General features: G+C 65.4%; 20 protein-coding genes and 1 pseudogene. 11 read left to right on the forward strand and 10 right to left on the reverse strand.

All coding sequences use genetic code 11. From position 1 onward, the window contains the following. Positions 1 to 64 precede the first annotated feature (64 nt). On the forward strand, positions 65 to 1,681 hold the full coding sequence (locus tag I6L32_RS09145; protein ID WP_216944979.1) for an alpha-amylase family protein: 1,617 nt from the start codon (positions 65 to 67) through the stop codon (positions 1,679 to 1,681). A 55-nt stretch (positions 1,682 to 1,736) separates the two neighbouring features. On the opposite strand, the gene I6L32_RS09150 is transcribed toward I6L32_RS09145, so the two are convergent. Continuing rightward, positions 1,737 to 2,267, reverse strand: a complete 531-nt coding sequence (locus I6L32_RS09150) for an MgtC/SapB family protein (protein WP_216944980.1) — start codon at positions 2,265 to 2,267, stop codon at positions 1,737 to 1,739. Positions 2,268 to 2,291: 24 nt separating this feature from the next. After that, complete coding sequence (locus tag I6L32_RS09155; protein WP_010672720.1) at positions 2,292 to 3,734, reverse strand: RimK family alpha-L-glutamate ligase; 1,443 nt, start codon at positions 3,732 to 3,734, stop codon at positions 2,292 to 2,294. Positions 3,735 to 3,921: 187 nt separating this feature from the next. Here I6L32_RS09155 and I6L32_RS09160 point away from each other — a divergent pair, with 187 nt between their 5' ends. The 4 genes from I6L32_RS09160 (at position 3,922) to I6L32_RS09175 (ending at position 6,068) form a co-directional block, all read left to right on the forward strand. Further along, on the forward strand, positions 3,922 to 4,395 hold the full coding sequence (locus I6L32_RS09160) for a GNAT family N-acetyltransferase (RefSeq protein WP_042864525.1): 474 nt from the start codon (positions 3,922 to 3,924) through the stop codon (positions 4,393 to 4,395). Continuing rightward, positions 4,392 to 4,628, forward strand: a complete 237-nt coding sequence (locus I6L32_RS09165; RefSeq protein ID WP_039039791.1) for a DUF3624 domain-containing protein — start codon at positions 4,392 to 4,394, stop codon at positions 4,626 to 4,628. The genes I6L32_RS09160 and I6L32_RS09165 overlap by 4 nt, the downstream gene beginning before the upstream one ends. 42 nt (positions 4,629 to 4,670) lie before the next feature. After that, entirely contained in the window at positions 4,671 to 5,417 is a 747-nt protein-coding gene (locus tag I6L32_RS09170; RefSeq protein WP_103243819.1) for an SDR family oxidoreductase, read from the forward strand. A gap of 225 nt (positions 5,418 to 5,642) precedes the next feature. Then, on the forward strand, positions 5,643 to 6,068 hold the full coding sequence (locus I6L32_RS09175; protein ID WP_216944981.1) for a hypothetical protein: 426 nt from the start codon (positions 5,643 to 5,645) through the stop codon (positions 6,066 to 6,068). Positions 6,069 to 6,168: 100 nt separating this feature from the next. Here the strand turns inward: I6L32_RS09175 and I6L32_RS09180 are convergent, their stop codons facing one another. After that, positions 6,169 to 6,753: a hypothetical protein gene (locus I6L32_RS09180; protein WP_216944982.1), complete on the reverse strand. Its 585-nt coding sequence runs from the start codon at positions 6,751 to 6,753 to the stop codon at positions 6,169 to 6,171. A gap of 185 nt (positions 6,754 to 6,938) precedes the next feature. Between I6L32_RS09180 and I6L32_RS09185 the strand changes: the two genes are divergently transcribed. After that, positions 6,939 to 8,114 (forward strand): iron-containing alcohol dehydrogenase, encoded by a 1,176-nt coding sequence (locus I6L32_RS09185; protein ID WP_161646596.1) that lies wholly within the window; start codon positions 6,939 to 6,941, stop codon positions 8,112 to 8,114. Between the two features lie 147 nt (positions 8,115 to 8,261). On the opposite strand, the gene I6L32_RS09190 is transcribed toward I6L32_RS09185, so the two are convergent. The 3 genes from I6L32_RS09190 to I6L32_RS09200 all read right to left on the reverse strand — a co-directional run bounded on the left by I6L32_RS09190 (position 8,262) and on the right by I6L32_RS09200 (position 10,584). Beyond that, positions 8,262 to 8,891 carry a glutathione S-transferase family protein gene (locus tag I6L32_RS09190; protein ID WP_164882032.1) on the reverse strand — a complete coding sequence of 210 codons (630 nt, stop codon included), beginning with the start codon at positions 8,889 to 8,891 and terminating at the stop codon, positions 8,262 to 8,264. Positions 8,892 to 8,999: 108 nt separating this feature from the next. Beyond that, positions 9,000 to 10,268 (reverse strand): O-acetylhomoserine aminocarboxypropyltransferase/cysteine synthase family protein, encoded by a 1,269-nt coding sequence (locus I6L32_RS09195; RefSeq protein WP_045523063.1) that lies wholly within the window; start codon positions 10,266 to 10,268, stop codon positions 9,000 to 9,002. Positions 10,269 to 10,407: 139 nt separating this feature from the next. Beyond that, a complete protein-coding gene (locus I6L32_RS09200) occupies positions 10,408 to 10,584 on the reverse strand; it encodes a hypothetical protein (RefSeq protein WP_080944165.1) in 177 nt (58 codons plus the stop codon). A gap of 100 nt (positions 10,585 to 10,684) precedes the next feature. On the opposite strand from I6L32_RS09200, the gene sgrR reads away from it, so the two are divergent. Genes sgrR through I6L32_RS09215 form a run of 3 tightly spaced genes read left to right on the forward strand, consistent with a single transcriptional unit; the run spans position 10,685 to position 13,614 of the window. Continuing rightward, entirely contained in the window at positions 10,685 to 12,439 is a 1,755-nt protein-coding gene (sgrR, locus tag I6L32_RS09205) for an HTH-type transcriptional regulator SgrR (RefSeq protein ID WP_216944983.1), read from the forward strand. A 35-nt stretch (positions 12,440 to 12,474) separates the two neighbouring features. Then, positions 12,475 to 12,870: a thioesterase family protein gene (locus tag I6L32_RS09210; protein ID WP_052815623.1), complete on the forward strand. Its 396-nt coding sequence runs from the start codon at positions 12,475 to 12,477 to the stop codon at positions 12,868 to 12,870. Positions 12,871 to 12,900: 30 nt separating this feature from the next. Beyond that, positions 12,901 to 13,614 (forward strand): hypothetical protein, encoded by a 714-nt coding sequence (locus I6L32_RS09215; protein WP_010672732.1) that lies wholly within the window; start codon positions 12,901 to 12,903, stop codon positions 13,612 to 13,614. Positions 13,615 to 13,668: 54 nt separating this feature from the next. On the opposite strand, the gene I6L32_RS09220 is transcribed toward I6L32_RS09215, so the two are convergent. Continuing rightward, the gene (locus I6L32_RS09220) at positions 13,669 to 14,409 is read right to left on the reverse strand and encodes a lipase secretion chaperone (RefSeq protein WP_128313193.1); all 741 of its coding nucleotides are present in this window, start codon (positions 14,407 to 14,409) and stop codon (positions 13,669 to 13,671) included. Further along, complete coding sequence (locus I6L32_RS09225; RefSeq protein ID WP_216944984.1) at positions 14,406 to 15,317, reverse strand: triacylglycerol lipase; 912 nt, start codon at positions 15,315 to 15,317, stop codon at positions 14,406 to 14,408. The genes I6L32_RS09220 and I6L32_RS09225 overlap by 4 nt, the downstream gene beginning before the upstream one ends. 293 nt (positions 15,318 to 15,610) lie before the next feature. Here I6L32_RS09225 and I6L32_RS09230 point away from each other — a divergent pair. Continuing rightward, positions 15,611 to 16,035: pseudogene (locus I6L32_RS09230) on the forward strand (hypothetical protein). 23 nt (positions 16,036 to 16,058) lie between these two features. Next, entirely contained in the window at positions 16,059 to 16,673 is a 615-nt protein-coding gene (locus I6L32_RS09235; protein ID WP_182936360.1) for a superoxide dismutase, read from the forward strand. Between the two features lie 48 nt (positions 16,674 to 16,721). Here the strand turns inward: I6L32_RS09235 and I6L32_RS09240 are convergent, their stop codons facing one another. Further along, positions 16,722 to 17,642 (reverse strand): vancomycin high temperature exclusion protein, encoded by a 921-nt coding sequence (locus I6L32_RS09240; RefSeq protein WP_216944985.1) that lies wholly within the window; start codon positions 17,640 to 17,642, stop codon positions 16,722 to 16,724. A 156-nt stretch (positions 17,643 to 17,798) separates the two neighbouring features. Continuing rightward, positions 17,799 to 20,546 (reverse strand): collagenase, encoded by a 2,748-nt coding sequence (locus I6L32_RS09245; RefSeq protein WP_216945144.1) that lies wholly within the window; start codon positions 20,544 to 20,546, stop codon positions 17,799 to 17,801. Positions 20,547 to 20,548: the final 2 nt, after the last annotated feature.

Consider the following 20,548-nt stretch of genomic DNA (forward strand, 5'->3'; position numbering starts at 1 on the left):
AGGTCGATATCATGACCCCAGTGCGGCGCTTTGGGCGCCCATCCACCACAGCGGGAACATAACAATGAAACAAGGAACGTTGCGTCGTGGCGGCCTCATCGGGGCCGCCCTGTTACTGACGGCTTGCGGCAGCGGGGGAGGCGGTGGCAGCAGTGACCCCCAGCCCCCGGTGGTCAATCCGCCCCCCGCGTCGGCCAGCCGCGCCTGCTACGGCAATGATCAGCCAGCCTGCAACCTGCGCACCTACCAGGTGATGGTGGAGTCCTTCGTTGACGGCGACGGCAGCGCCAACTACGGCGTCGGCTACGGCCCCTCCCGGCACAACGGCGATCTGCAGGGGATCATCGACAGCCTCGACCACATCAAGAGCCTCAACGTCAACGCCATCTGGCTCACGCCGGTGTTTGACTCCTGCGCCGGCCAGGCCGGGGACGACCGGCTGGATGCCACCGGCTACTTCGCCTGCGACTTCTTCAACGTGGATCCCAACTTCGGCAGCAACGCCCAGCTCAAGCAACTGGTGGACGGGGCGCACCAGCGCGGGCTCTATGTCTTCCTCGACGGGGTGTTCGGCCACGTCAACAAGGTGGGGGTGAGCAAGCCTTCACCAGAGGGGCGGCTGCCAGCACTCAAGAGCGGCGGCGCAGGCTACCCGGGTCAACTGGTGGATTACGGCCAGCCCGAGAGTCTGGCCTACTTCAAGGAGGTGGCCCGTTACTGGGTCGAGCAGTACGGCATCGACGGCTGGCGCCTCGATCAGGCTTATCAGTTGGGGCTGGATGACTGGCGCGCCATTCGCAGCGAGGTGGCCCAGGCCAGCGCGGCGCGCAAGGCCGCCGGCCAGCAGTGGGGCACCCTCGGCTACATGGTGGGGGAAGTGTGGAAGGGCGCTGACGAGATCCGCGCCCAGGCCTATGGCCCGAGCGACAACCCGGCGCTCTCTTCGGCGTTCGACTTCCCCCTGCGCTACGGCCTGGTACAGGCGCTGGCGGTGGAAGAGTCCGGCAAAGGCGGGCAGGGGGCCAGCGTGCTCGACGCCAGCTGGAACAAGGTGGAGAACTACCCGGACCATGCCATGCCCAACCTGATGCTGGGCAACCACGATCTGGTGCGCTTCGGCGATCTGCTGGAGCGGGGCAACTTCAATGGGGCGGACTACTGGCAGCGCCACAAGGCGGCCTTCAGCTTCATGGCCGCCCGCTCCGGTCCCATTACCTTCTACTATGGCGAGGAGTTTGGCGACGAGGTGCCTGGCTTTGCCACTCAGGTGGGGGGCGACTGTGCGGCCCAGGGGCTCTGCGATGATCACGTGGCCCGCAGCGATGGCAAGGTCCCCGGTGTCACCGGCTTCGTGCCGAGCAGCGAGCAGGCCGAGCTCAAGCAGTGGCTGAGCGACCTGCTGGCCTTGCGCGCCGCCCACCCCGCCCTCTATCAGGGGGAGCGGGTCAAGCTGGTGGCCGAGGGGAGCGTCTATGGCGACATCAAGCAGACGGCGGGCGAGCAAGTAGTCTACCTGCTCAACGTCTCCACCACGCCCCAGAGCTACGCCGTGCCGGTCGGCAAGCTGCGCAGCGGCAGCGCCCTGGTGGATCTGCAGAGCGGCGAGAATCTGGCCATCGGTGGCAGCAGCGTGACGGTGGACTTGCCGCCCCTCACCGGCCGCTTCCTGCTGGTGCGCTGAGGGAGGCGGGCAACAAAAAGGGCTCCATGATGGAGCCCTTTTTCATGGTGGCGGCTTACTTCTCGATGCCGCTGCCCAGATCGTCCCGGCGGGAAGAGACCGAGGGCTCGGCCCCGTGGCGCCAGTGTTCCAGCCGGTTGTGCACCCCGCGGCGCAGGCTCTTGAAGCTGGCTTCCAGGTAGTCCACCCCCACCAGGATGGAGAGGGTGACGACGGTGAGCAGCAGCGCCTGATGCAGCATGTCCATGCCGATGAGGGCGCCGAGGGCGGCCAGCATCCAGATGGCGGCGGCGGAGGTCACCCCCAGCACCTGGCCATCCCGGGTCATCATGACCCCGGCCCCGAGAAAGCCGACCCCGGTGATGAGCTGACCCAGCACCCGCGCCTGATCGGCGCCCTGAGGACTGACGGCGGCGCCGATGGCGAGAAAACAGTAGGTGCCGAGCACGATGAGGGAAGAGGTGCGGATCCCCACCGGCTTGCCGCGAAGCTGCCGCTCCAGCCCCACCAGGGTGCCACACATCAGACAGACCAGGATGTTCTCCCAGCCAAGGGGCGCGATGTCCCACCACTGCATTGTCATCATATCCACCTCTGCTCGCGATGCTTGTTATCCTGTCGCGCTCTGCCCCCGGTTCTCCAGCCGCTGGCGGAAGGCCCGGGCGAGGCGCTCGTAGAGGTCCTTTGCCTCCCTGTCTTCAATATCGCCACGTATCCAGGGGTTGTCGATGATTTCCAGCAACACGCAGCCCTGACCCTGCTGGCGCAGATCCACCCCGAACAGGCCGTTGCCGAGCTGGTGCACGGCGCGGCGGGCGGTTTGCAGCACCCGCTCCGGCACGTCGCTGAGGGGCAGCGCTTCGATGCGGCTCATGTCGAGGGGGTGTTTGCGGCGACGGATGCGGTTGCCGGGTTCGGGTCGGTAGCGGCGGCAGGCGAACAGCGGCGAGCCGTCGAGAAAGCCGATGCGCCAGTCGAACTCGGCAGGGATCCGGCTCTGGACCAGCAGCAGGGCGGAGCGGGCCAGCCCCTCGTCCAGCAGGCGGGCGAGCTGGATGTCATCGCTGGCCATGGCGAGGTCGCGCCCCTGGGCGCCGTCGGGGATCTTCACCATCAGCGGCAGACCCAAGCGCTGCACCAGTTCGTCCACATGCTGGCGGCCGCGGCGGGTCACGACGGTGGTGGGGGGCATGGGCACGCCGCTGCGCACCATCAGCTCGTAGAGATAGAGCTTGTTGCTGCAGGCGAGGATGGCACGGGAGCTGTCGATGACCGGCATCTTGAGCTGCTCGGCACGGCGGGCAAATTCGAAGGTGTAGTGGCCGACCGCGGTCTCGGCGCGCAGCCAGAGGGTGTCGAACTCCGGCAACCGCTCGATGGCCGAGGGAGGCAGGATCTCGGCCTGGATCCCCTGGGCAGCGGCCGCCTTGATGAAACGCTCCAGCGCCAGGGCATCGCTGCTGGCGCGGCCGTCGTTGGGGTCGACCAGGATGGCGAGCTGGTAGCGTGGCGCCGTCTGCTCCTCGTCCCCCGTGCCCACCAGCGCCTGGGCGTGCTGCACCATCAGCGCCTTCTCGCTCGGGCTCAGCGCCAGCGGTGACAGGCTCTCCTGCTGGCGCACCGACCAGCCGTGGCGACCGCGCTTGAGGGTCAGCTCCTGCAGCGGCAACTGGCTCAGGCCGTAGTAATAGCGGGCGAGCCCCGCCAGCTCGCTCTGTTCGCACTGGCCGAAGATGGCGCGCACCCGGATCCTGTCTTCGCTCTGCTGGGCCAGCCAGCCCTGCAATTTGCGCCACAGCTTGGCGGGAGGCTGCTGGGGTTGCAGCCGGCTGATGGCCTGCAATCCCGGCAGGCAGTGGTGGCCGCGGGCCTGGGCCAGCAGGGAGCAGTAATAACCGGCCCCCAGGTGTTCCAGGCTGCGGCAGAGGTTGATGATGCGCGGACGCCCCCCTGTGGTGGGCAGACCGTGTTGCAGGTAGGTGCGGGCGGTCAGCAGATAGTCGGCATGGCAGGGCCAGTCGCCCGGCTCCTCGACGATGACATAGGTACTCATATTTTCAGGCTCCACAGAAAGGACTGCCAGAAACGGCAGGATCCCCAGTGGGCTTCGATGCACCGACAAGCACGACAATGGCGCGAGGGGAAACAAGAGGTTACAGTGCCTAATATTCTGCCTTGGTAACTTGTGATACAAGTCGCATTTCTGGTGCTGAGGATAAATAACCGAACAAGGACTCCCCGTGTTGACCGTGCGCGCCGCCCGAGCCGATGATTTGGGCGCCATCGTGAAGCTGGAACGCTACTGTTTTCCCCCCGAGGTCGCCTTCGGCCGCAGCCGCTGGCACTATCTGCTCAATCAGGCCAAGGGGCGCACCCTGCTGCTGCAAGACGAGAAGGCGCAGGTGATGGGCTATTTGAGCGTGCTGGAGCACAAAGGCTGGGATCGTCTCATCATCCAGACCCTCGCCATCCGCTGGACCGTCCGCCGTCAGGGGTGGGCACGCCGCCTGCTGGAGCAGGTGATCCGTGAAGGGCGCGAGGCCGGCTGGGGGGCGATTCGCCTCGAGGTCGCCGACGCCAACCCAGAAGCCAGGACCCTCTATCAGGGGCTGGGGTTTCGCCCCGGGGTACGGCTGCCCGATTATTACGGGCCCGGCCAGCATGCCCACCGCCTGGTGCTGGCGCTGGAGGATGAGCGGCAGGCGCCATCATGAGTTGCGAGGATTGCCTGGCCACGGCCATCAGGGCCAAGCTCGGGCGCTGCCCGGTCTGCGCCGCCCAGACCTTTCTCATCGGGGCCGTCGGCTGGCTGGTCTGGTGGTGGTGCGGCGCCGATACCTCGGTCAACGCCCTGACCGGCCTGCTGTTTGCGCTGGGGGGCTCGGGTCTTTTCCTGCTGCATCTGGCGGTGTTCGCATGGCGAAAGCTGGGCAAACGCGACATATAACGTGCTGATTTTTCAAGAAGACAAATAACAATGGAGGTTCACATGATTGCAATGGTAACGGGCGCCTCGTCCGGCTTTGGTGAGGCCATCAGCCGCCTGCTGGTGAGCGCTGGCCACCGGGTGATCGGCACCGGGCGCCGCGCCGAACGGCTGGCCGCCCTGTCCGAGGAGCTGGGCGAGCAGTTCCTGCCTCTGGTGTTCGACGTCCAGGACAAGGCTGCCACCCGCGCCGCCATCGAGGGGCTGCCGACCGAATGGCAACAGGTGGACCTGCTGGTGAACAACGCCGGCCTGGCTCTGGGGCTGGAGCCTGCCCACAAGGCGGATCTGGAAGACTGGGAGCAGATGATCGCAACCAACATCAGCGGCTTGACCCTGATCACCCGGTTGCTGCTGCCGGGCATGGTGGCGCGCAACCGTGGCCACGTCATCAACATCGGCTCCATCGCAGGGACCTACCCCTATCCGGGCGGCAACGTCTACGGCGCGACCAAGGCGTTCGTGAAGCAGTTCAGCCTCAACCTGCGTGCGGATCTGGCGGGCACGGCGGTGCGTGTCACCAACGTGGAGCCCGGCCTGTGTGGCGGCACCGAGTTCTCCAACGTGCGCTTCCACGGCGACGACGCCAAGGCGGCCACCGTCTATCAGGGGGTGCAGGCCATCCTGCCGGAAGACATCGCCAATACCGTACTCTGGATCAGCGAGCAGCCTGCCCACGTCAACATCAACAGCATCGAGATCATGCCGGTGGCCCAGACCTTCGGTCCGCTCCACATCAGCCGTCGCTGATGTCATGACGAGCCGACTTCTGTCCACAAGAGGCGCCTTCGGGCGCCTTTTTTTGATGGGTCTGGTCGCACTCGTCATGGAGTGCAGGAGGAGGCGTGTTGCGACCCCGTGCTGAACCGTCGAAAGAGGGGGGTACTCAAGTTGGCCTGCATTTTGCTGTCTCCGGCCCATGGCGGGGAACCCATCCCCGGAGCCGGCGAGGCCGGCAGTGAGCGTGGAGCCTTCATGGATATCAAACCCTATGGTCATCAACTTGCCCAGAGCGCGTCCCAGAACCGTGCCCTGGCGACCCTCAGCGACAGCGACGACAAGCAGAGCGGCTGGTCTCAGCAGGTCAGCCTCTCCAGTCAGGTGCTGACCGGCAAGGCGCAGCAGGCGCTGACCTACGAGCATCTGGCCAGGAACGGCAAGAACACAGTCCTGACCGGTGGCGTCAAGGATGCGCGGGTGCAGCAGATGGTGGACAAGGCCCTGGGCTTTGATCGCAAAAAATTTGACGATCTCGAGCGTCAGCTCAAGGGGATAGCGGATGACAAGACGCTCTCTGCCGAGGAGAGCGAAACGCAGAGCAAGGACCTGGCCGCGCAGCGCGATGCCATGCTCAAGGAGGCCATGGATCGCCTCACCGGCAAATCCGCCTCCCAGGCATGATGTGATTCAAACGGCAATCCTTGGGCGTTAAAGGCAAGGGGTTGCCCCCTTGCCACGGGGCCGGCAGGCCGTGGGAGGCACGGCCTGCCGTGGTCAGGGCTTAGGGACTCTGGGGGGCGATCCCGATGGCGATGGCGGTGGTCTGCACGGCCTTGATCTGATCCCCCTTGGCGATGAGGGCGAACTGGGCCGGATCCTGCACCTTGAGGGTCAGGGTATGGTCAACCCCCTTGACCCGGATGGTCTGGTGCGCCTTGTCCACGTCGATGACATCGGCATAGATGGTTACCTGCATGCCGACGCCGGCTGCGGGTTTCTCCCCGGCGGCCGCCTTGCCCCCTTCTACTTCCACCACCCGTTTTCTCACCCCGGCGGTGCCCTTAAGCAGGGTCAGGTCCAGCAGTTGCAGATATCTCAAGGCCACGACATCTCCCACCTTGAGCTGGGGAAGGTTGGTCACCTCCTCCCCGGCGATCAGATCCAGGGTCTGCCCTTCGGCATTTTTCAGGCTGACCTTGCGGGTGGTCAGGTCGATGGTGGTGACAGTTGCCCTGGCCGTCAGTTCTTCGGCCAGACTGGCTTGTCCGGGGGCCACGGCCACATGGGTGGTGACCTCTGCGGCATAGAGCAGGGGAGGGGCACAGAGGGTGAGGGCACCCGCAATCCAGGCGTGCTTCAGTTTCATGATAGAGACCCTGTGAGTGGGAAAGGGACCCCGGGAGGGGTTTGAGGGGGCGACGAACTCGTCTGCCCGCTATCACCATAGCAAAGCCGGGCAGGAGCGCCCGGCATCGGCAGGCTGGCATCGTATTTTTGACGACAGGCTCCCGTTTTTGACCTGATGGCACGGCAGGCGCACAATTCCCCGGCATGCAATCAACCGAGGGCTCTGCCGTGTACAACTTCCAATATGCCAATCCCACCCGCATCTGTTTTGGTGAAGGCCAGATCGCCAGGCTGCCCGAGCTGATCCCGGCCGGCAGCCGTCTGCTGGTGCTCTACGGGGGTGGCAGCATCAAGCAGAACGGGGTCTATGAGCAGTTGACCCAGGCGCTGGCGGGCCGGGAGTGGCTGGAGTTTCCCGGTATCGGCGCCAACCCCCAGTACGATCAGCTGATGGAGGCGGTGGCCCTGGTCAAGCGCGAGCGTATCGACTTTCTGCTGGCGGTGGGTGGCGGTTCCGTGGTGGATGGCACCAAGTTCGTGGCGGCGGCGGCCTGCTTCGAGGGGGATGACCCCTGGGAGATCCTGCGGGACAAGGCCTCCATCAAGGGGGCGCTGCCGCTCGGCTGTGTGCTGACCCTGCCGGCCACCGGTTCGGAGAGCAACCCCGCCGCCGTGGTGAGCCGGGGGGAGGCCAAGCTCTCCTTCTACAATCCGCTGGTGCAACCGGTGTTTGCGGTGCTGGATCCCGCCACCACCTACAGCCTTCCGCCGCGCCAGGTGGGCAATGGCGTGGTGGATGCCTTCGTCCACATCCTCGAGCAGTACCTCACCTTCCCGGTGGGGGGCGAGGTGCAGGACCGGCTGGCGGAAGGGCTGTTGCAGGTGCTGGTGGACAACGGTCCGCGCGCGCTGGCGGAGCCCACCAACTACCAGGTGCGCGCCAACCTGATGTGGGCGGCCAGCCTGGCGCTCAACGGCCTCATCGGTCGCGGCGTGCCCCAGGACTGGTCCACCCACGCCATCGGTCACCAGCTCACCGCCCTGCATGGGCTGGATCATGCCCAGAGTCTGGCGGTGGTGCTGCCCTCCCTGCTGCGCGAGCAATCGGCCCAGAAGCAGGAGAAGCTGGCCCAGTTTGCCGAGCGGGTGTGGCACTCCAGCCGCGAGGACAAGGCGCTGCGTATCGAGGAGGCCATCATCCGCACCGAGCAGTTCTTCCAGCAGATGGGGGTGGGTACCCGCCTCGCCGACTATGGCCTGGATGCGCGCTGCATCCCGGGGATCTGTTCCAACCTCAAGCTGTTCGGCCTGACCGCCCTCGGGGAGCAGCAGGACATCGACCCCGACAAGGTAGCGCGGATCCTCTCTCACGCCCTCTAGGCCTGAGGCCCTTGGCCAAGGGGCGATCTGGACAATAAGTGCGGCCAGGATCCTCTCTCACGCACTCTGATCATCTGGCTGACGGCCGGAAAAGAGAACGCCCCGATCATCGGGGCGTTTTGCAGGGTGTCACCGGGGCACCGCTGTTTATTCGGCGCTGCGGTCCAGCTCGCGCTCCAGGGCTGCCGCCTTCTGGCGGGCCGGGTGAGTGTTGAGTCGCTGCCAGTAGGCCTCAAGGTGCGGGAACTGGGCCAGCTGGCCGCTCTGGGCCAGCAGATCCACCAGGAAGGAGTTCAGGATGTCGGCGCCGGTGAGGCGATCCCCCACCAAATAGCGGCGGCTTGCCAGCACCTCATCGAGGTAGCCCAGCACCTTGGTACACTCGGCTTTGGCGTAGTCCGGCAGGAAGCGCATCGGGCTGCCATCCTTGCGCACGAACATATCGAGCAGCAGCGGCAGAATGCCGGAGCTCTCGGCGAAGTGGAGCCACTGCAGGTATTCGGGATACTCCGGGCTGTCGGTGGCCGGTGCCAGCCGTTCCGGAGCGTGGCGGGCAATCAGGTACTCGGTGATGGCACCGGATTCCGTCAGCACCCGCCCGTCAAACTCGATGACCGGCGACTTGCCGAGGGGGTGGACGGCTTTGAGCTCGGGCGGCGCCAGAAAGGTGGCGGCATCGCGCTGGTAGGCCTTGATCTGGTAGGGCAGGCCCAGCTCTTCAAGCAGCCAGATGATGCGCTGGGAGCGGGATTTGTTCAGGTGGTGCAGGACTATCATGAAAACCTCGACGCAGTGACGGAAGGCGGTGATACGCAGCGCCCCGGCAGCAGGTTCACTTATGGATGAAAAAGAGCGGGCGTGGTGCCCGCTCCTTCGTCTATTGACTCAGGCCTCCAGCGCCTGATCCAGATCCGCCAGTATGTCCTCGATGGCTTCGATCCCCACCGACAGCCGGATCATCTCAGGTTTCACTCCAGCCTTGGCCTGCTCCTCTTCGCTCAACTGGCGATGGGTGGTGGAGGCGGGGTGGCAGGCCAGGGACTTGGCGTCGCCGATGTTGACCAGCCGCTTGAAGATCTTGAGGGCATCGTAGAAGCGCACACCCGCCTCGTAGCCGTCCTTCAGGCCGAAGGAGAGGATGGCCGAGGGGCGACCGGCCATGTACTTCTCCGCCAGCGGGTAGTGGGGGTGACCCGGCAGACCGGCGTAGCTGACCCAGGCCACCTTGGGGTGGTGCTTGAGGTGGTGGGCCACCCGCAGAGCGTTGTCCACGTGGCGCTCCATGCGCAGGCTCAGGGTTTCCAGCCCTTGCAGCAGCAGGAAGGCGTTCATCGGCGCCAGCGCCGCCCCGGTGTTGCGCAGCGGCACGGTGCGCACCCGGCCGATGAAGGCCGCCGGGCCGAAGGCCTCGGTGTAGACCACCCCGTGATAAGAAGGCTCGGGTTGGGTCAGCTGGGGGAAGCGCTCGGCGTGATCCGCCCAGGGGAACTTGCCCGAGTCGACGATGACGCCCCCCAGGGAGTTGCCGTGGCCGCCGACATATTTGGTCAGGCTGTGCACCACGATGTCGGCGCCGTGCTCGATGGGTTTGCACAAGACCGGAGTGGCGACCGTGTTGTCGACGATGAGCGGCACGCCGCGGGCGTGGGCCACCTTGGCCAAGGCGGCGATGTCGACGATGTTGCCGGCCGGGTTGCCGATGCTCTCGCAGTAGACCGCCTTGGTTTTGTCATCGATGAGGGCGGCGATGGCCTCGGCGCTGTCATCCTTGGCGAAGCGCACCTCGACCCCGAAACTTGGCAGCATGTGGGCGAACAGGGTGTAGGTGCCGCCATAGAGCTGGGGGGTGGAGACGATGTTGTCACCGGCGGCGGTCAGCGCCTGGATGGCGTAGGTGATGGCGGCGGAGCCCGCCGAGACCACCAGGCCGGCGATGCCCCCTTCCAGCGCGGCCATCCGCTGCTCCAGCACATCGTTGGTGGGGTTCATGATGCGGGTGTAGATGTTGCCCGGCACTGCCAGATTGAACAAGTCCGCCCCGTGCTGGGCGCTCTCGAACTCGTAGGCCACCGTCTGGTAGATGGGCACGGCCACCGCCTTGGTGGCGGGATCGCTGGAAAAGCCGTGGTGCAGGGCCAGGGTCGCATCTTTCATCACACACTCCTTGTTGGATGTCACCATTATGGATGGATAGACGTCCAATCTATCAGGCCCAGCGCCGATGTAAACCACCCATTCCGGCAAAGCAATGCCGGGGGATGGCGGTGACCGGATGGCGTCTGTGACGGCGACCTCAGAGACGGCGGCGATACTCCCTGTCGTCTATCTGGTGCATGTCCCACTGCATGAGGCGGTTGAGCTGCGCCATGGGATCTTCGACCAGCGTCAGAGGGCGGGGCAGGATCCTCAGGAAGTAGCGACGGAGGGTTTGCTGGATCCGGTTCGGTTTGAGGGGGGTGGCATGGCTCATGATGGTGCTCCTGTGCTGTGGTTCTCACGTTCGCCAGCAGTATTGAGCTAAAATGCGGAAGTAAAAACTGATGACTTTCAGCTACAGGATTTCCTCTTTTATGCCTACCACCCGCCTTTATCAGCAATTTCAACGGCTCGCCCAGCAGCTTGGCTGCGACGAGCGGGAGATCAGCCTCGCCGAGGTGGCGGATCTGCTCTGCTGCACCCCCCGCAATGCCCGCCTGCTGCTGCGCCGCATGGAAGGGCAGGGCTGGCTGTGCTGGACGGCAGAAGCAGGGCGGGGGCGGCGCTCCCGCCTCACCCTGCTCGACAACCAGGAGAGCCTGACCCGGCGCCGATTGCGGGTTCTGCTGAGTCAGGGCCAGCTGGCGCAGGCGGTGAGGCTGGCCGAAGATCGCCTGGATCTGCTCACTCCGCTGCTCATTGAGCAGCTCGGCCAGGCCACCCGGGAGGGGCGCCAGATCCTGCGGGTGCCCTACTACCGGCCCCTGCCCGGTCTGTTGCCCACCGCGCCCTTGCGCCGCTCCGAAATTCACCTGAGCCGCCAAATCTTCAACGGTCTGACCCGGCGAAGCGAGGAAAATGGGGAAATCGAGGGGGATCTCGCCCACCACTGGGAGTGTCTGGCCCCCTGTCACTGGCGCTTCTATCTGCGCCCCGTGGTGCGCTTTCACCATGGCCGCGAACTGGTGGTGGAGGATGTGATGGAGAGCCTGCAGGCCTTGCGGGATCGCCCGCTGTTCGCCCATCTGGCACGGCTGGAGAGCCGCTGGCCGCGCACCCTGGACATCCATCTCGACAGCCCGGATCCTCTGCTGCCGCACCTGCTGGCCGAGCCGGTGGCGGCCATCCTGCCGCGGGAGCTCAAGGAGGAGGCGAATTTCGCCCTGCAGCCGGTGGGCACCGGCCCCTATCGGGTGAGCGCCAACGACCCGCTGCACCTGTGCCTCGAAGCATTTGACGACTATTTCGGGCTGCGGGCCCTGCTCGACGAGATCGACATCTGGATGCTGCCGGAGCTGGCGGAGCGGCTGGAGAGCCACGTCAGGCTGGGCAGCGACACCCCGGAGCTTGGCTCCATGCGCGGGGAGTCAGAACTGGAATCCGGCTGCTACTTCCTGCTGCAGGACGACAGATCGGCCCCCCTGCAGGACCCGGCCCTGCGCCAGTGGCTGACCCGGCTGCTCAACCCCATCGCCCTGATGGCCCGGGTGGCGCCCGAGCTGCAGCGGGGCTGGACCAGCGCGCTGGGTCTCCTGCCCCACTGGCGCGAGAGCCTGCCTCTTCCCGAGTCCGGCCCGGTCAGCCTGCCAGCGCGGCTGGTACTGGCCTGCTTCAACCAGCATCTGGAGTTCAACGAGTGCGCCAGCGCCATGAGCAGCCTGTTGGCAGAGCAGGGGATCCAGCTCGAGGTGCGTACCCTGGACTACGGGCGCTGGGTGAGCGGGGAGGATGAAGATGTGGATCTCTGGTTCGGCACCCTCAACCTGGAGCATGAGCACGCCTTCGCCCCTTACGCCTGGCTTCAGGGCACCCCCTTGCTGCGCCGGGTGTGGGGCGGCCAGCAGGCCCTGTGGCAGGGATTGACGCAGTGGCGCGCCCATGGTGAAGAGCCCGGCCCCCGCGCCCTGCTGGCCGAGGTGCAGCGCCAGAGCTGGTTCGTGCCGCTGTTTCACCACTGGCTAGAGCTGGAGAGCCGGGTCGGCGTGCACGGTGTGCGCATGACGGCCCTTGGCTGGTTCGATTTTCGCAGCGCCTGGTTAAAGCCCGAGCAGGTGGCGCAGGAGCCGGAAACCGGCGGTGGCTCTCACCCCCAGGCAGGGACGCTTGAGTCGGACGGGTTGGCGCGCTAGCCTGTGCGCGGTCCTACGACAAGGAGTCGACATCCATGCTGGAAATGCAGATCCAACCCCGTTTTCAAGAGACGGACGCCCTCGGCCACATCAACAACACGGTGCCGGCGGTCTGGTTTGAATCGGCCCGTGATCCCCTGTTTCGCCTCTTCTCGCCCGAGCTGGATGTGCATGACTGGCATCTGATCATCGCGGGCTACACGGTGCAATTCAAACGGGAGCTGTTCTATGGCCAGATGGTGTCGATCAAGACCGGCGTGCGGCGTATCGGTACCAGCTCCTTCACGCTCTGGCAGGAAGCCTGGCAGGGCGGCGAGCTGGCGGTGACCGCCGAGACGACCCTGATCCATTTTGACTACCGGACCCGGCAGTCCATCCCTTTGAGCGAGGCTCACCGGGAGGGACTGAGGACCTGGCTGGTAGAGAGTTAATCCGGCCTTCGGGCCCACCACAGGACACTTATGCGCACAACCGCGATCGCCCTGAGCCTCGGCTTGGGACTGGGACTCTGCTCCCTGCCTTCATTCGCCGCCTCCCTGGCCGAGCAGTTCACCCTGATGGAGAAGGGGGCCGACAGCGCCCTCGATACCCGCTTGTTCAGCCACGATGGCGTTGACATCAAGGCCTGGGTCGACGGCACGCCCGTCATCATCGCCGTGCCCATCCTGAACGAGCAGGGCAAACAGGAAGGGGAGAGCCGTTACTACTTCAAGGGCGGCAAGCTGTTCGGGGTGAAGGAGCCCGCCGCCCAGTTCGCCTTCGATGACAGTGGCAAGCTGACCCAATGGCTGGACGACAAGGGGCAGCCTGCGGAGTTTGTCAGCAAGATGAGCATGCAGCAGCGGGAAGCCTGGCTGACCAGACGGGCTGCCGAGCTGGGCGGGTTGTTTGCACCGAGCACCGCCGAGGAGAAGGCTGACAAGGGGGGCGTCAAGCTCAAGGGGGCCGAGCTCGCCCAGTGGCTCTGCAACGGCAAGCTGATGGCGCTCGCCGGAGGTGACAAGGTGACCTTCGAGCCGGCCAAACTCAAGAGGAGTGCAGAGGGCATCAAAGGAGAGGTCTCCCTGCGCCAGGAGAAGGGGTGGCAGGATCTCTGCCTCACCTGCGAGGTGCAGGGCAACCGGGTGACTCGCCTCACCTGGCAGCCGCTGCCGGGTGCCAACAAGCCGCAGTAAGGGCGGCAGCGTCAAAGAATGGGGGCCCACTTGCGGGCCCCTTTTTCATGCCGGTTACTGCTCGCCCAGGGTGAGCCGGGTGAGGGCCTCCACCCGTCGCCACTGACCGGGCTCGAACCAGCGTGCCAGGATCTCTGGCTGCTGGCTGACCCGGGCCTCGGCAGGCAGGGGCCTGATCTCGGCCAGATAGCTGGCCAGCTGCTGCTCGAACCCCTGCTGGCTCTCTGCCAGCTGGAGCAACCGGTCTGCCGCCTCCGGTCCCAACTGTTCGCGCAGTGCGGCGTCACGCCCGGCTGCGGGGAGTTGCTCCAGAGCCTGCAGATCGCCCAGCAGGCGGCTGTTGGCCTCCGCCTCCCGAAACCACTGGGGCTGCTCCGCCAGCCAGAGCTCCAGCTCACTCGCCAGCAGCGGCTTGTCGGTATCGCTGGACTCCGCCAGCGCCTTGCGGCGTAGGGTCCACTGCTCCATCAGCCTGTCCTCGGCAAACAGCTGCTCCTGCTCTGCCGGAGTGAAACGTTGCCTGCGCAACTGCTCGCGCTCGTCGAACAGCTTCTGCAAGCTGGCGAGGCCCGGATCCGCTGGCACCGTCAGGCTGCCCTCGGCCGCGAGAAAGGCTTCATGGCGGGCCTGCAGCGAGGACTTATCCGACGGCGGTGCGGCCTGCCTGACCAGAGGGGAAGCGGGCCCGGCATGTTGCGGCGAAGGGGCGGTTGCGTCAGCGGAGGGCCAATACTGCCAGCCCCCCAGCAGCAGGGCCGCCGCCAGCGGAGCAGCCATCAGCCATGCCCTGTTCATAGTCCCAGCCTCTGCAGGCGGTTGGCGTGCTGGCGATAGAGGTTGACCGGGTCGGTCTCGAACAGGTCGCGAATGCCGAACGACTGGTTCACCTCGTCCAGATGGTTCATGCGGTAGTGGGTGCCGATCACCTTGCCGAGGTGGCTGCTGCACACCCCGACCAGGCCGTCACTGGGCTCCTTGAAGAAGCTGCCGGTCAGCGCCAGCGCCGGATCCACCGGATCCAGGATGTTGGTCATGGTGCCGCGTCCGCTCCAGGAGAAGTAGTAGACCCCGTTGGCGGCCTGCATGGGCCCTTCGCCGCAATGCTGGCTGGGCAGCCCTTCCGGATAGCGCTGGTTGAAGCGCTGGGCGCCGGTGCTGGTGAGGGCGTCGAGGGCGGCGAGGGGATCCTGCGGCAGCTGGCTGCCCCCGGAGAGCAGCGAGATGACCCCGGACAGGGCCGAGGCGGCGGCTACCGCCAGACGTTCGGTTGCCGAGCCCGGTGCTACGTTGGCGCGCACCAGATCGGCGATCTCCGAGCCATGGTTGACCCCGCCCACGCTGGTGGCGGAGGCGACCAGCTCGGGGGCGACCGAAGCGACGTAGCGAATGGTGGGGCCACCGTGAGAGTGGCCGATGAGGTTCACCTTCTCCGCCCCCGTGATGGCGAGCACCTGCTGCACCTGCTTGAGCAGCTGTTCACCGCGCAGCTCCGAGCTCTGGGTGGCGGAGACCTGGGCCACGTAGACCTTGGCGCCATCCCGGGTCAGGGCCTGGGGGATGCCGTAGAAGTAATCGACTCCGAGCAGCTTGTCGAAACCGAACAGACCGTGCACCAGCACTATGGGGTAGCGGGTCTGGGTATAACCGGCCCCCTGACCCAGCATGGGCAGGGCGCACAATAGCATCAATAGCCATCTTTTCATCTTCACCGTCCTTGTGAAAAAACCGGCTGCATTCTGGTCGTCACCGGGGCAGCCACCGGCCTCATGCCAGTACCGGCAGCATGGTGGCTGAACTCAAATGTATCTGTGGATGGGATCACTAATCCGGGGATTGCAGAAAAACCCTACCCATATGGGCAAAAAAGGCGGCACCAACTATTCCTTGTGTCTGCGCATCAAATAAGTTAAATAATAATTATTATCATTTGAGTGATCGAGTCATGACGGGAACCTGGGTGAAGGGGTGGGTCGGTACCACCGGAGCGGACAGCAGCATGGCGCACTGGAAGGCGCAGACCCTGAGTGGCAACCGCCATTTCGATGCGGGGGAGTACGCCAGGGCGCTCGACTGCTATCAGCAGGCGCTGTGGCTTGCCCGTCAGCAGTTTGCCGACTGGCACGATGCCGACGAAGCGGTGGCGGCCCTGGTGGTGGCCCATCACAACCTGGCGGATCTGCTGGTGGCCATGACCCTGCCGGATAGGGCCGCCGACCTGCTGTGTCACATCCATGATTGCCTGCTGGCCACCAGCCAGTCCCCACCAGTTCCGCTGCCCTGCGGGAGGCGGCTGTTCGCCACGCCCGCAGCACCCGTACCGAGCTGCTCGCCTTTCTGGGCAAACACGGTCATCACGACGGCATCCAGCGCAGCCTGGGTCAATGTCTGTGTCAGACCGGCTCTGCCCATCAACTGCATTGAGCCCAACAGGAGAGACAATGAACATGAGCCATACCCTGCCAGCCCTTCCTTACGCCTATGACGCGCTGGAACCCCATATCGATGCAAAGACCATGGAGATCCATCACAGCCGTCACCATCAGACTTATGTCACCAACCTCAATGCCGCCCTGGCCGATCTGCCGGAGCTGGCTACCCTGCCGCTGGAGGCATTGCTTGCCCGTATCGACAGCCTGCCGGCCCAGGTTCAGGGGGCGGTGCGCAATCACGGCGGCGGCCACGCCAACCACAGCCTGTTCTGGCAGGTGATGAGTCCACAGGGCGGCGGCGAGCCGGGCGGCGAGCTGGCCACAGCGATGGAGCGGGATCTGGGTGGGCTGGAGGCCTTCAAGCAGGCCTTTACCCAGGCGGCGCTGAGCCGTTTTGGCAGCGGCTGGGCCTGGCTGGTGGTCGATGGGCGCGGCAAGTTGCAGGTGGTGAGCAGCGCGAACCAGGACAGCCCCCTGATGGAGGGGCTCACCCCCATACTCGGGCTGGATGTGTGGGAGCATGCCTACTACCTCAAGTATCAGAACAAGCGTCCCGACTACATAGCCGCGTTTTACAACGTGATCGACTGGGACGAGGTGGCACGGCGTTATGTGGCGGCGCTGGCCTGACGACCCATTTCACCTGATGAAAGAGACCCGCCTGTTGGCGGGTCTCTTTCATTGAGGGGTCAGTGTGCTGCCGGTTGGCGTTGCCGCGCTGGCGGCAGCCGGATTATCCACAGGCGTGACTTCGCTCGGCACGGCACCGCTGGTTGCAGCCGCTGCACTGGTGGCTGTTGCCGCGCTCACGGCCGTTGCCTGCTTGGCCTTCGGCTGATGAGGGGGCGGTGCAATGGGCAGGCAGGGTTGGCTAGCCCCTATGGTGCTCAACGCCTGGCAGGGAACGGGAGCGCCGATGACGATGGGCTCGCCGAGGAACTTGGGTCCCTTGTCCAGCACGTAGAGGTCGAGCAGCCCCATCAGGCGGGCAAACACCTCGCGCACCCGGGTCTTGATGCCCTGATAGGCGCTGGGATCCACGGCGTTGAAGCCGACCGCCTCGATGCCGAAATGGCGGGCGATGAAGATGGCTCGCTCGTTGTGAAAGGCCTGGGAGACCACGGTGAAGTGGGCCTGACCGAACACCTCCTTTGCCCGCACGATGGAGTCCAGGGTCCGAAAGCCGGCGTAGTCGCTGTAGATGGCGCTGGCCGGAATGCCGGCCTGGATCAGGGCCCGCCGCATCTGGCGCGGTTCGTTGTACTGCACGGTGGCGTTGTCGCCGGAGACCAGGATGTAGTCCACCTTGCCGTTGTTGTAGAGCTCGGCGGCGGCCTTGATCCGGTATTTGAAGTAGTGGTTCGGGCTGCCGCCAATCAGGTATTTGGAGGTGCCGAGCACCAGGGCGACCCGGTTGTAGGGCACCGCGTTGACGTCGTCGTAGGTGTAGTGACGGGCGTCCGAGACGGTCCACTCGCTGTAGCCAAGCAGGGCGGCGATGGAGGCCAGCAACAGGCAGAGGCAGGCGAGCAGGATCTTGGCAAACTTCTTCATGCGCGGTGCGGTTCGGGTCTGAAGTAAGAGAAGACAGGGGGCCATTCTATTACAAGTTGTTGTGGCGCGTCAGGTTTGATGGCGGCGCAGGGGCTCACTCGGGCAGAGGTTGTCGCAGCGCGCGCCAGGATCCCGGGCTTATCAAACGGCGCCATAAACAAGGGGCGGCCATGGCCGCCCCTTGTCATCGCCGTCTCGTCCTCAGTGGGAGGAGTCGTTGGCCTTGCACTTGTCGGAGTCCTTGTTGGCTTCCCACCAGGGCAGCAGCTCGCGGCCGAGCCACTGCTGGTAGGCCTCGCTGTCATTGGCAATCAGCTGGTCCAGCTCGGCTTCGAAGGCACTCATGGCCTGCTCTCGATCCGGGCCTCGCAGGGCCCGGGCCATGGCCAGCCAGCTGGCGCCGCGACCGGTCTCGTTCAGGAAGCGGTGCACCGTGTAGGACCAGGAGTAGACCATCTCGCCGCCCTTGTCGTAATCCAGGTGCAGGATGTCGGCCAGGGTCGGACGATCGCTGGCTGGACGGCCGGCGACGTTGTCCAGACCGCGGGCGAAGCACTGGCCGTGGGCGACGAACTCCGCCAGCCCTTCCGACCACCAGGTGGTGCGGTTGAGCGGGTAGTGGCCGAAGCTGCCGTACTGGTTGAAGCGACCGTCCAGGTAGTGCACGTACTCGTGGCGCAGGTTCCACACCTGGAATGCAGGGCGCTTCCACTCCGCCTCGTAGGCGAAGAAGCGGGCCTGGTTACCGGGGCGAGCCGGATCCCCTTCGAGGTAGATACCGCCGTTGTCGGTGGAGACGCCGCCGAACAGGGCACTGCCGTAGCGTTTCCAGTCGGCGGAGGAGTTGAAGACCACCAGTTCCAGCGCCTCGTTGTGATCGTCCGCCACCGGCTGCCAGCCGGTCTCCATCTGCTGGTGGAACTGCTGCTCTTCGGCACCCAGTTCACGGCAGATCCCCTCGGCCTGGCTCATGGTCAGATCCTGGGCCCGCAGGCGCAGGGTCGGCGAGCAGGTGTGCTCGAACGGCAGCACGTCCTCCACCCGGACAGGGGTGCAGAGCCCGGCGAAGTCACCGCTGATGCAGGCTTCGCTGGTGCGATCCGTATAGGTCAGGTAGTAGGTGGAGAGGGTCAGCGACATGTCTTCCAGCAGGTCCTGACTCTGCTGGCCGCCGGGGATCAGGTCGTGGTGGCGAACCAGTGCGATGACGGAGTCATCCAGCAGCTTGCGGTAGCCGTCGAGCTCGTCCGGGCGGATATGGCGGGCGACCCGGTAGAGGCGGGTGTAGGCATCCAGCACGTTGTTGAGCAGGAACAGATCGGCGCCATTCCTTCCTTGCCACAACGCGAGTTCGCTCATGCCGAGGGCGTGCAGCTGCTTGCGCAGCTCGCCATCCTGCGCTCGGAAGTCGTTGGCGAAGGGGTCGCTGTAGTCGCTGGCGAAGTCGAGGAAGTTGAGCAGATCGAACAGACCGGTCGCCCAGGCGTGCTGGCCGTTGATCTCGCTGGCATGGCGGGTGCTGTAGGCCAGCATCTGGTTGAACTCGCCGAGCAGGGTGCCAAAGCGGCTCTGCACTGCCGGGCTCTTGAACTGACCGTGCAGGGCTATGCTCCAGGCACCCATGACGGCACCTACCTCGTCGCTGGCCTGCTCCGGGAAGAGCAGCGGATGGGCGCCCAGCGCCGTCAATGCCTCGGCCAGCGCCTCGGCGGCAGCCGGGCCGTCTTCCTTGTGCTTGCCGTAGTTGTGGTAGTTGTGGGCACGCACGTATTCCAGCAGCAGCTTCATGGCCGGATGGGCCGGCTGATTGGCCGCCAGCAGGCTCTGGATGCCGCGCGACACGGCCAGCAGCTTGGTGTCATCGTGACCATAGTTCTCCTGCCAGACCGGTGCGGGCTGGCCACTGGCATCCTGCACTATCTTGGCCGCTTCGGCGTCCAGCAGCTCGGTGCCCGGCAGATCCGGCTCGGAACAGGCGCGACCGTCGGCACGACGACAGTCGAGCTGCTCTTCCTTGCTGGCCAGCACGATGGGGCGGTTGAGCACCCGGCTCTCCTGCCACTCGGTTGTTTCCGGCAGGGTCTGCCATTCGCTGCCCCCCACCGGGTATTGATAGCCGGTGTCCTTCAAGACCACCTGCACTTCGCTGCCGGCGGGCAGGGTCTGACGGCACACCCGGTAGCTGATGGTCTTGTCCCCTTCCTGACGGGTCTGGGGTTCATCGCACTCCTGCTGGGCCTTGATCTCGTCCAGCAACCAGGTGTACTGGCGCCAGACGTGCAGCTCGCTCACCTGCTTGGCGGCCTGGCTGCCTGCGATGGGCTGCAGGCGGAAGAAGATCTGCTCGAGGCGGCCATCCCGTTCATTGGGGGTCTCTTCCAACACCTTCAATTGCTGCCAGTTTTGCGGCTGGTACTGCCATGCCTGCTCGGCGCAACGACCTTCGGCGTTGAGCTCGCAGCGATCCAGCTCCTGCTCGCTGTGACCCAGGATGACCCGCTCAGCCAGCGGCAGACGATCCTGACGCGGCGCGGTCGGGGTGCCCGCCAGCGGCTCCCAGCGGCCCTGCTTCATGCCGTAGCCATAGTCATAGCTGCTGGCCGGGACGGCCTTGCCGGCCGGTACCACCTCTTCACAGCTGAGGTAGCGGATCTGCCAGCCCTGCTCGATCTTGAGTTGCGGCTCGCCGCACTGCTGCTCTGCCAGCGCGGCCAGGTTGGCATCGCGCCAGTCGAAGCGGCGATACACCCTCAACTGCTGATAAGGGGCGTCGCTGCTGTGGGCGCTCAGTTCAAAGGTCACTTCGGTGAGACGATCCCCCAGCTGACGGCTGGATTCGCCTTTGAGTTGATACTGTTGCCAGTCGGAGGGGGAGTAGTTGGCCAGCGCCGAAGTGGCGAGCAGGCTAGGGGCTGCCAGGAGCAGCAGCCGGGGAGAGAGGTGCTTCATCA

The organism is Aeromonas sp. FDAARGOS 1402 (assembly GCF_019046925.1).
GTDB classification, from domain to species: domain Bacteria; phylum Pseudomonadota; class Gammaproteobacteria; order Enterobacterales; family Aeromonadaceae; genus Aeromonas; species Aeromonas caviae.

Excerpts from the sequence above, each read along its gene's own strand:
- I6L32_RS09220 (WP_128313193.1), bottom strand. The coding sequence starts at position 14,409 with ATGAACAGGGCATGGCTGATGGCTGCTCCGCTGGCGGCGGCCCTGCTG.
- I6L32_RS09175 (WP_216944981.1), top strand. The coding sequence starts at position 5,643 with ATGGATATCAAACCCTATGGTCATCAACTTGCCCAGAGCGCGTCCCAG.
- I6L32_RS09215 (WP_010672732.1), top strand. The coding sequence starts at position 12,901 with ATGCGCACAACCGCGATCGCCCTGAGCCTCGGCTTGGGACTGGGACTC.
- I6L32_RS09240 (WP_216944985.1), bottom strand. The coding sequence starts at position 17,642 with ATGGCCCCCTGTCTTCTCTTACTTCAGACCCGAACCGCACCGCGCATG.
- I6L32_RS09210 (WP_052815623.1), top strand. The coding sequence starts at position 12,475 with ATGCTGGAAATGCAGATCCAACCCCGTTTTCAAGAGACGGACGCCCTC.
- sgrR (WP_216944983.1), top strand. The coding sequence starts at position 10,685 with ATGCCTACCACCCGCCTTTATCAGCAATTTCAACGGCTCGCCCAGCAG.
- I6L32_RS09155 (WP_010672720.1), bottom strand. The coding sequence starts at position 3,734 with ATGAGTACCTATGTCATCGTCGAGGAGCCGGGCGACTGGCCCTGCCAT.
- I6L32_RS09225 (WP_216944984.1), bottom strand. The coding sequence starts at position 15,317 with ATGAAAAGATGGCTATTGATGCTATTGTGCGCCCTGCCCATGCTGGGT.
- I6L32_RS09185 (WP_161646596.1), top strand. The coding sequence starts at position 6,939 with ATGCAATCAACCGAGGGCTCTGCCGTGTACAACTTCCAATATGCCAAT.
- I6L32_RS09145 (WP_216944979.1), top strand. The coding sequence starts at position 65 with ATGAAACAAGGAACGTTGCGTCGTGGCGGCCTCATCGGGGCCGCCCTG.
- I6L32_RS09150 (WP_216944980.1), bottom strand. The coding sequence starts at position 2,267 with ATGATGACAATGCAGTGGTGGGACATCGCGCCCCTTGGCTGGGAGAAC.
- I6L32_RS09170 (WP_103243819.1), top strand. The coding sequence starts at position 4,671 with ATGATTGCAATGGTAACGGGCGCCTCGTCCGGCTTTGGTGAGGCCATC.
- I6L32_RS09200 (WP_080944165.1), bottom strand. The coding sequence starts at position 10,584 with ATGAGCCATGCCACCCCCCTCAAACCGAACCGGATCCAGCAAACCCTC.
- I6L32_RS09235 (WP_182936360.1), top strand. The coding sequence starts at position 16,059 with ATGAGCCATACCCTGCCAGCCCTTCCTTACGCCTATGACGCGCTGGAA.
- I6L32_RS09190 (WP_164882032.1), bottom strand. The coding sequence starts at position 8,891 with ATGATAGTCCTGCACCACCTGAACAAATCCCGCTCCCAGCGCATCATC.
- I6L32_RS09165 (WP_039039791.1), top strand. The coding sequence starts at position 4,392 with ATGAGTTGCGAGGATTGCCTGGCCACGGCCATCAGGGCCAAGCTCGGG.
- I6L32_RS09180 (WP_216944982.1), bottom strand. The coding sequence starts at position 6,753 with ATGAAACTGAAGCACGCCTGGATTGCGGGTGCCCTCACCCTCTGTGCC.
- I6L32_RS09245 (WP_216945144.1), bottom strand. The coding sequence starts at position 20,546 with ATGAAGCACCTCTCTCCCCGGCTGCTGCTCCTGGCAGCCCCTAGCCTG.
- I6L32_RS09195 (WP_045523063.1), bottom strand. The coding sequence starts at position 10,268 with ATGAAAGATGCGACCCTGGCCCTGCACCACGGCTTTTCCAGCGATCCC.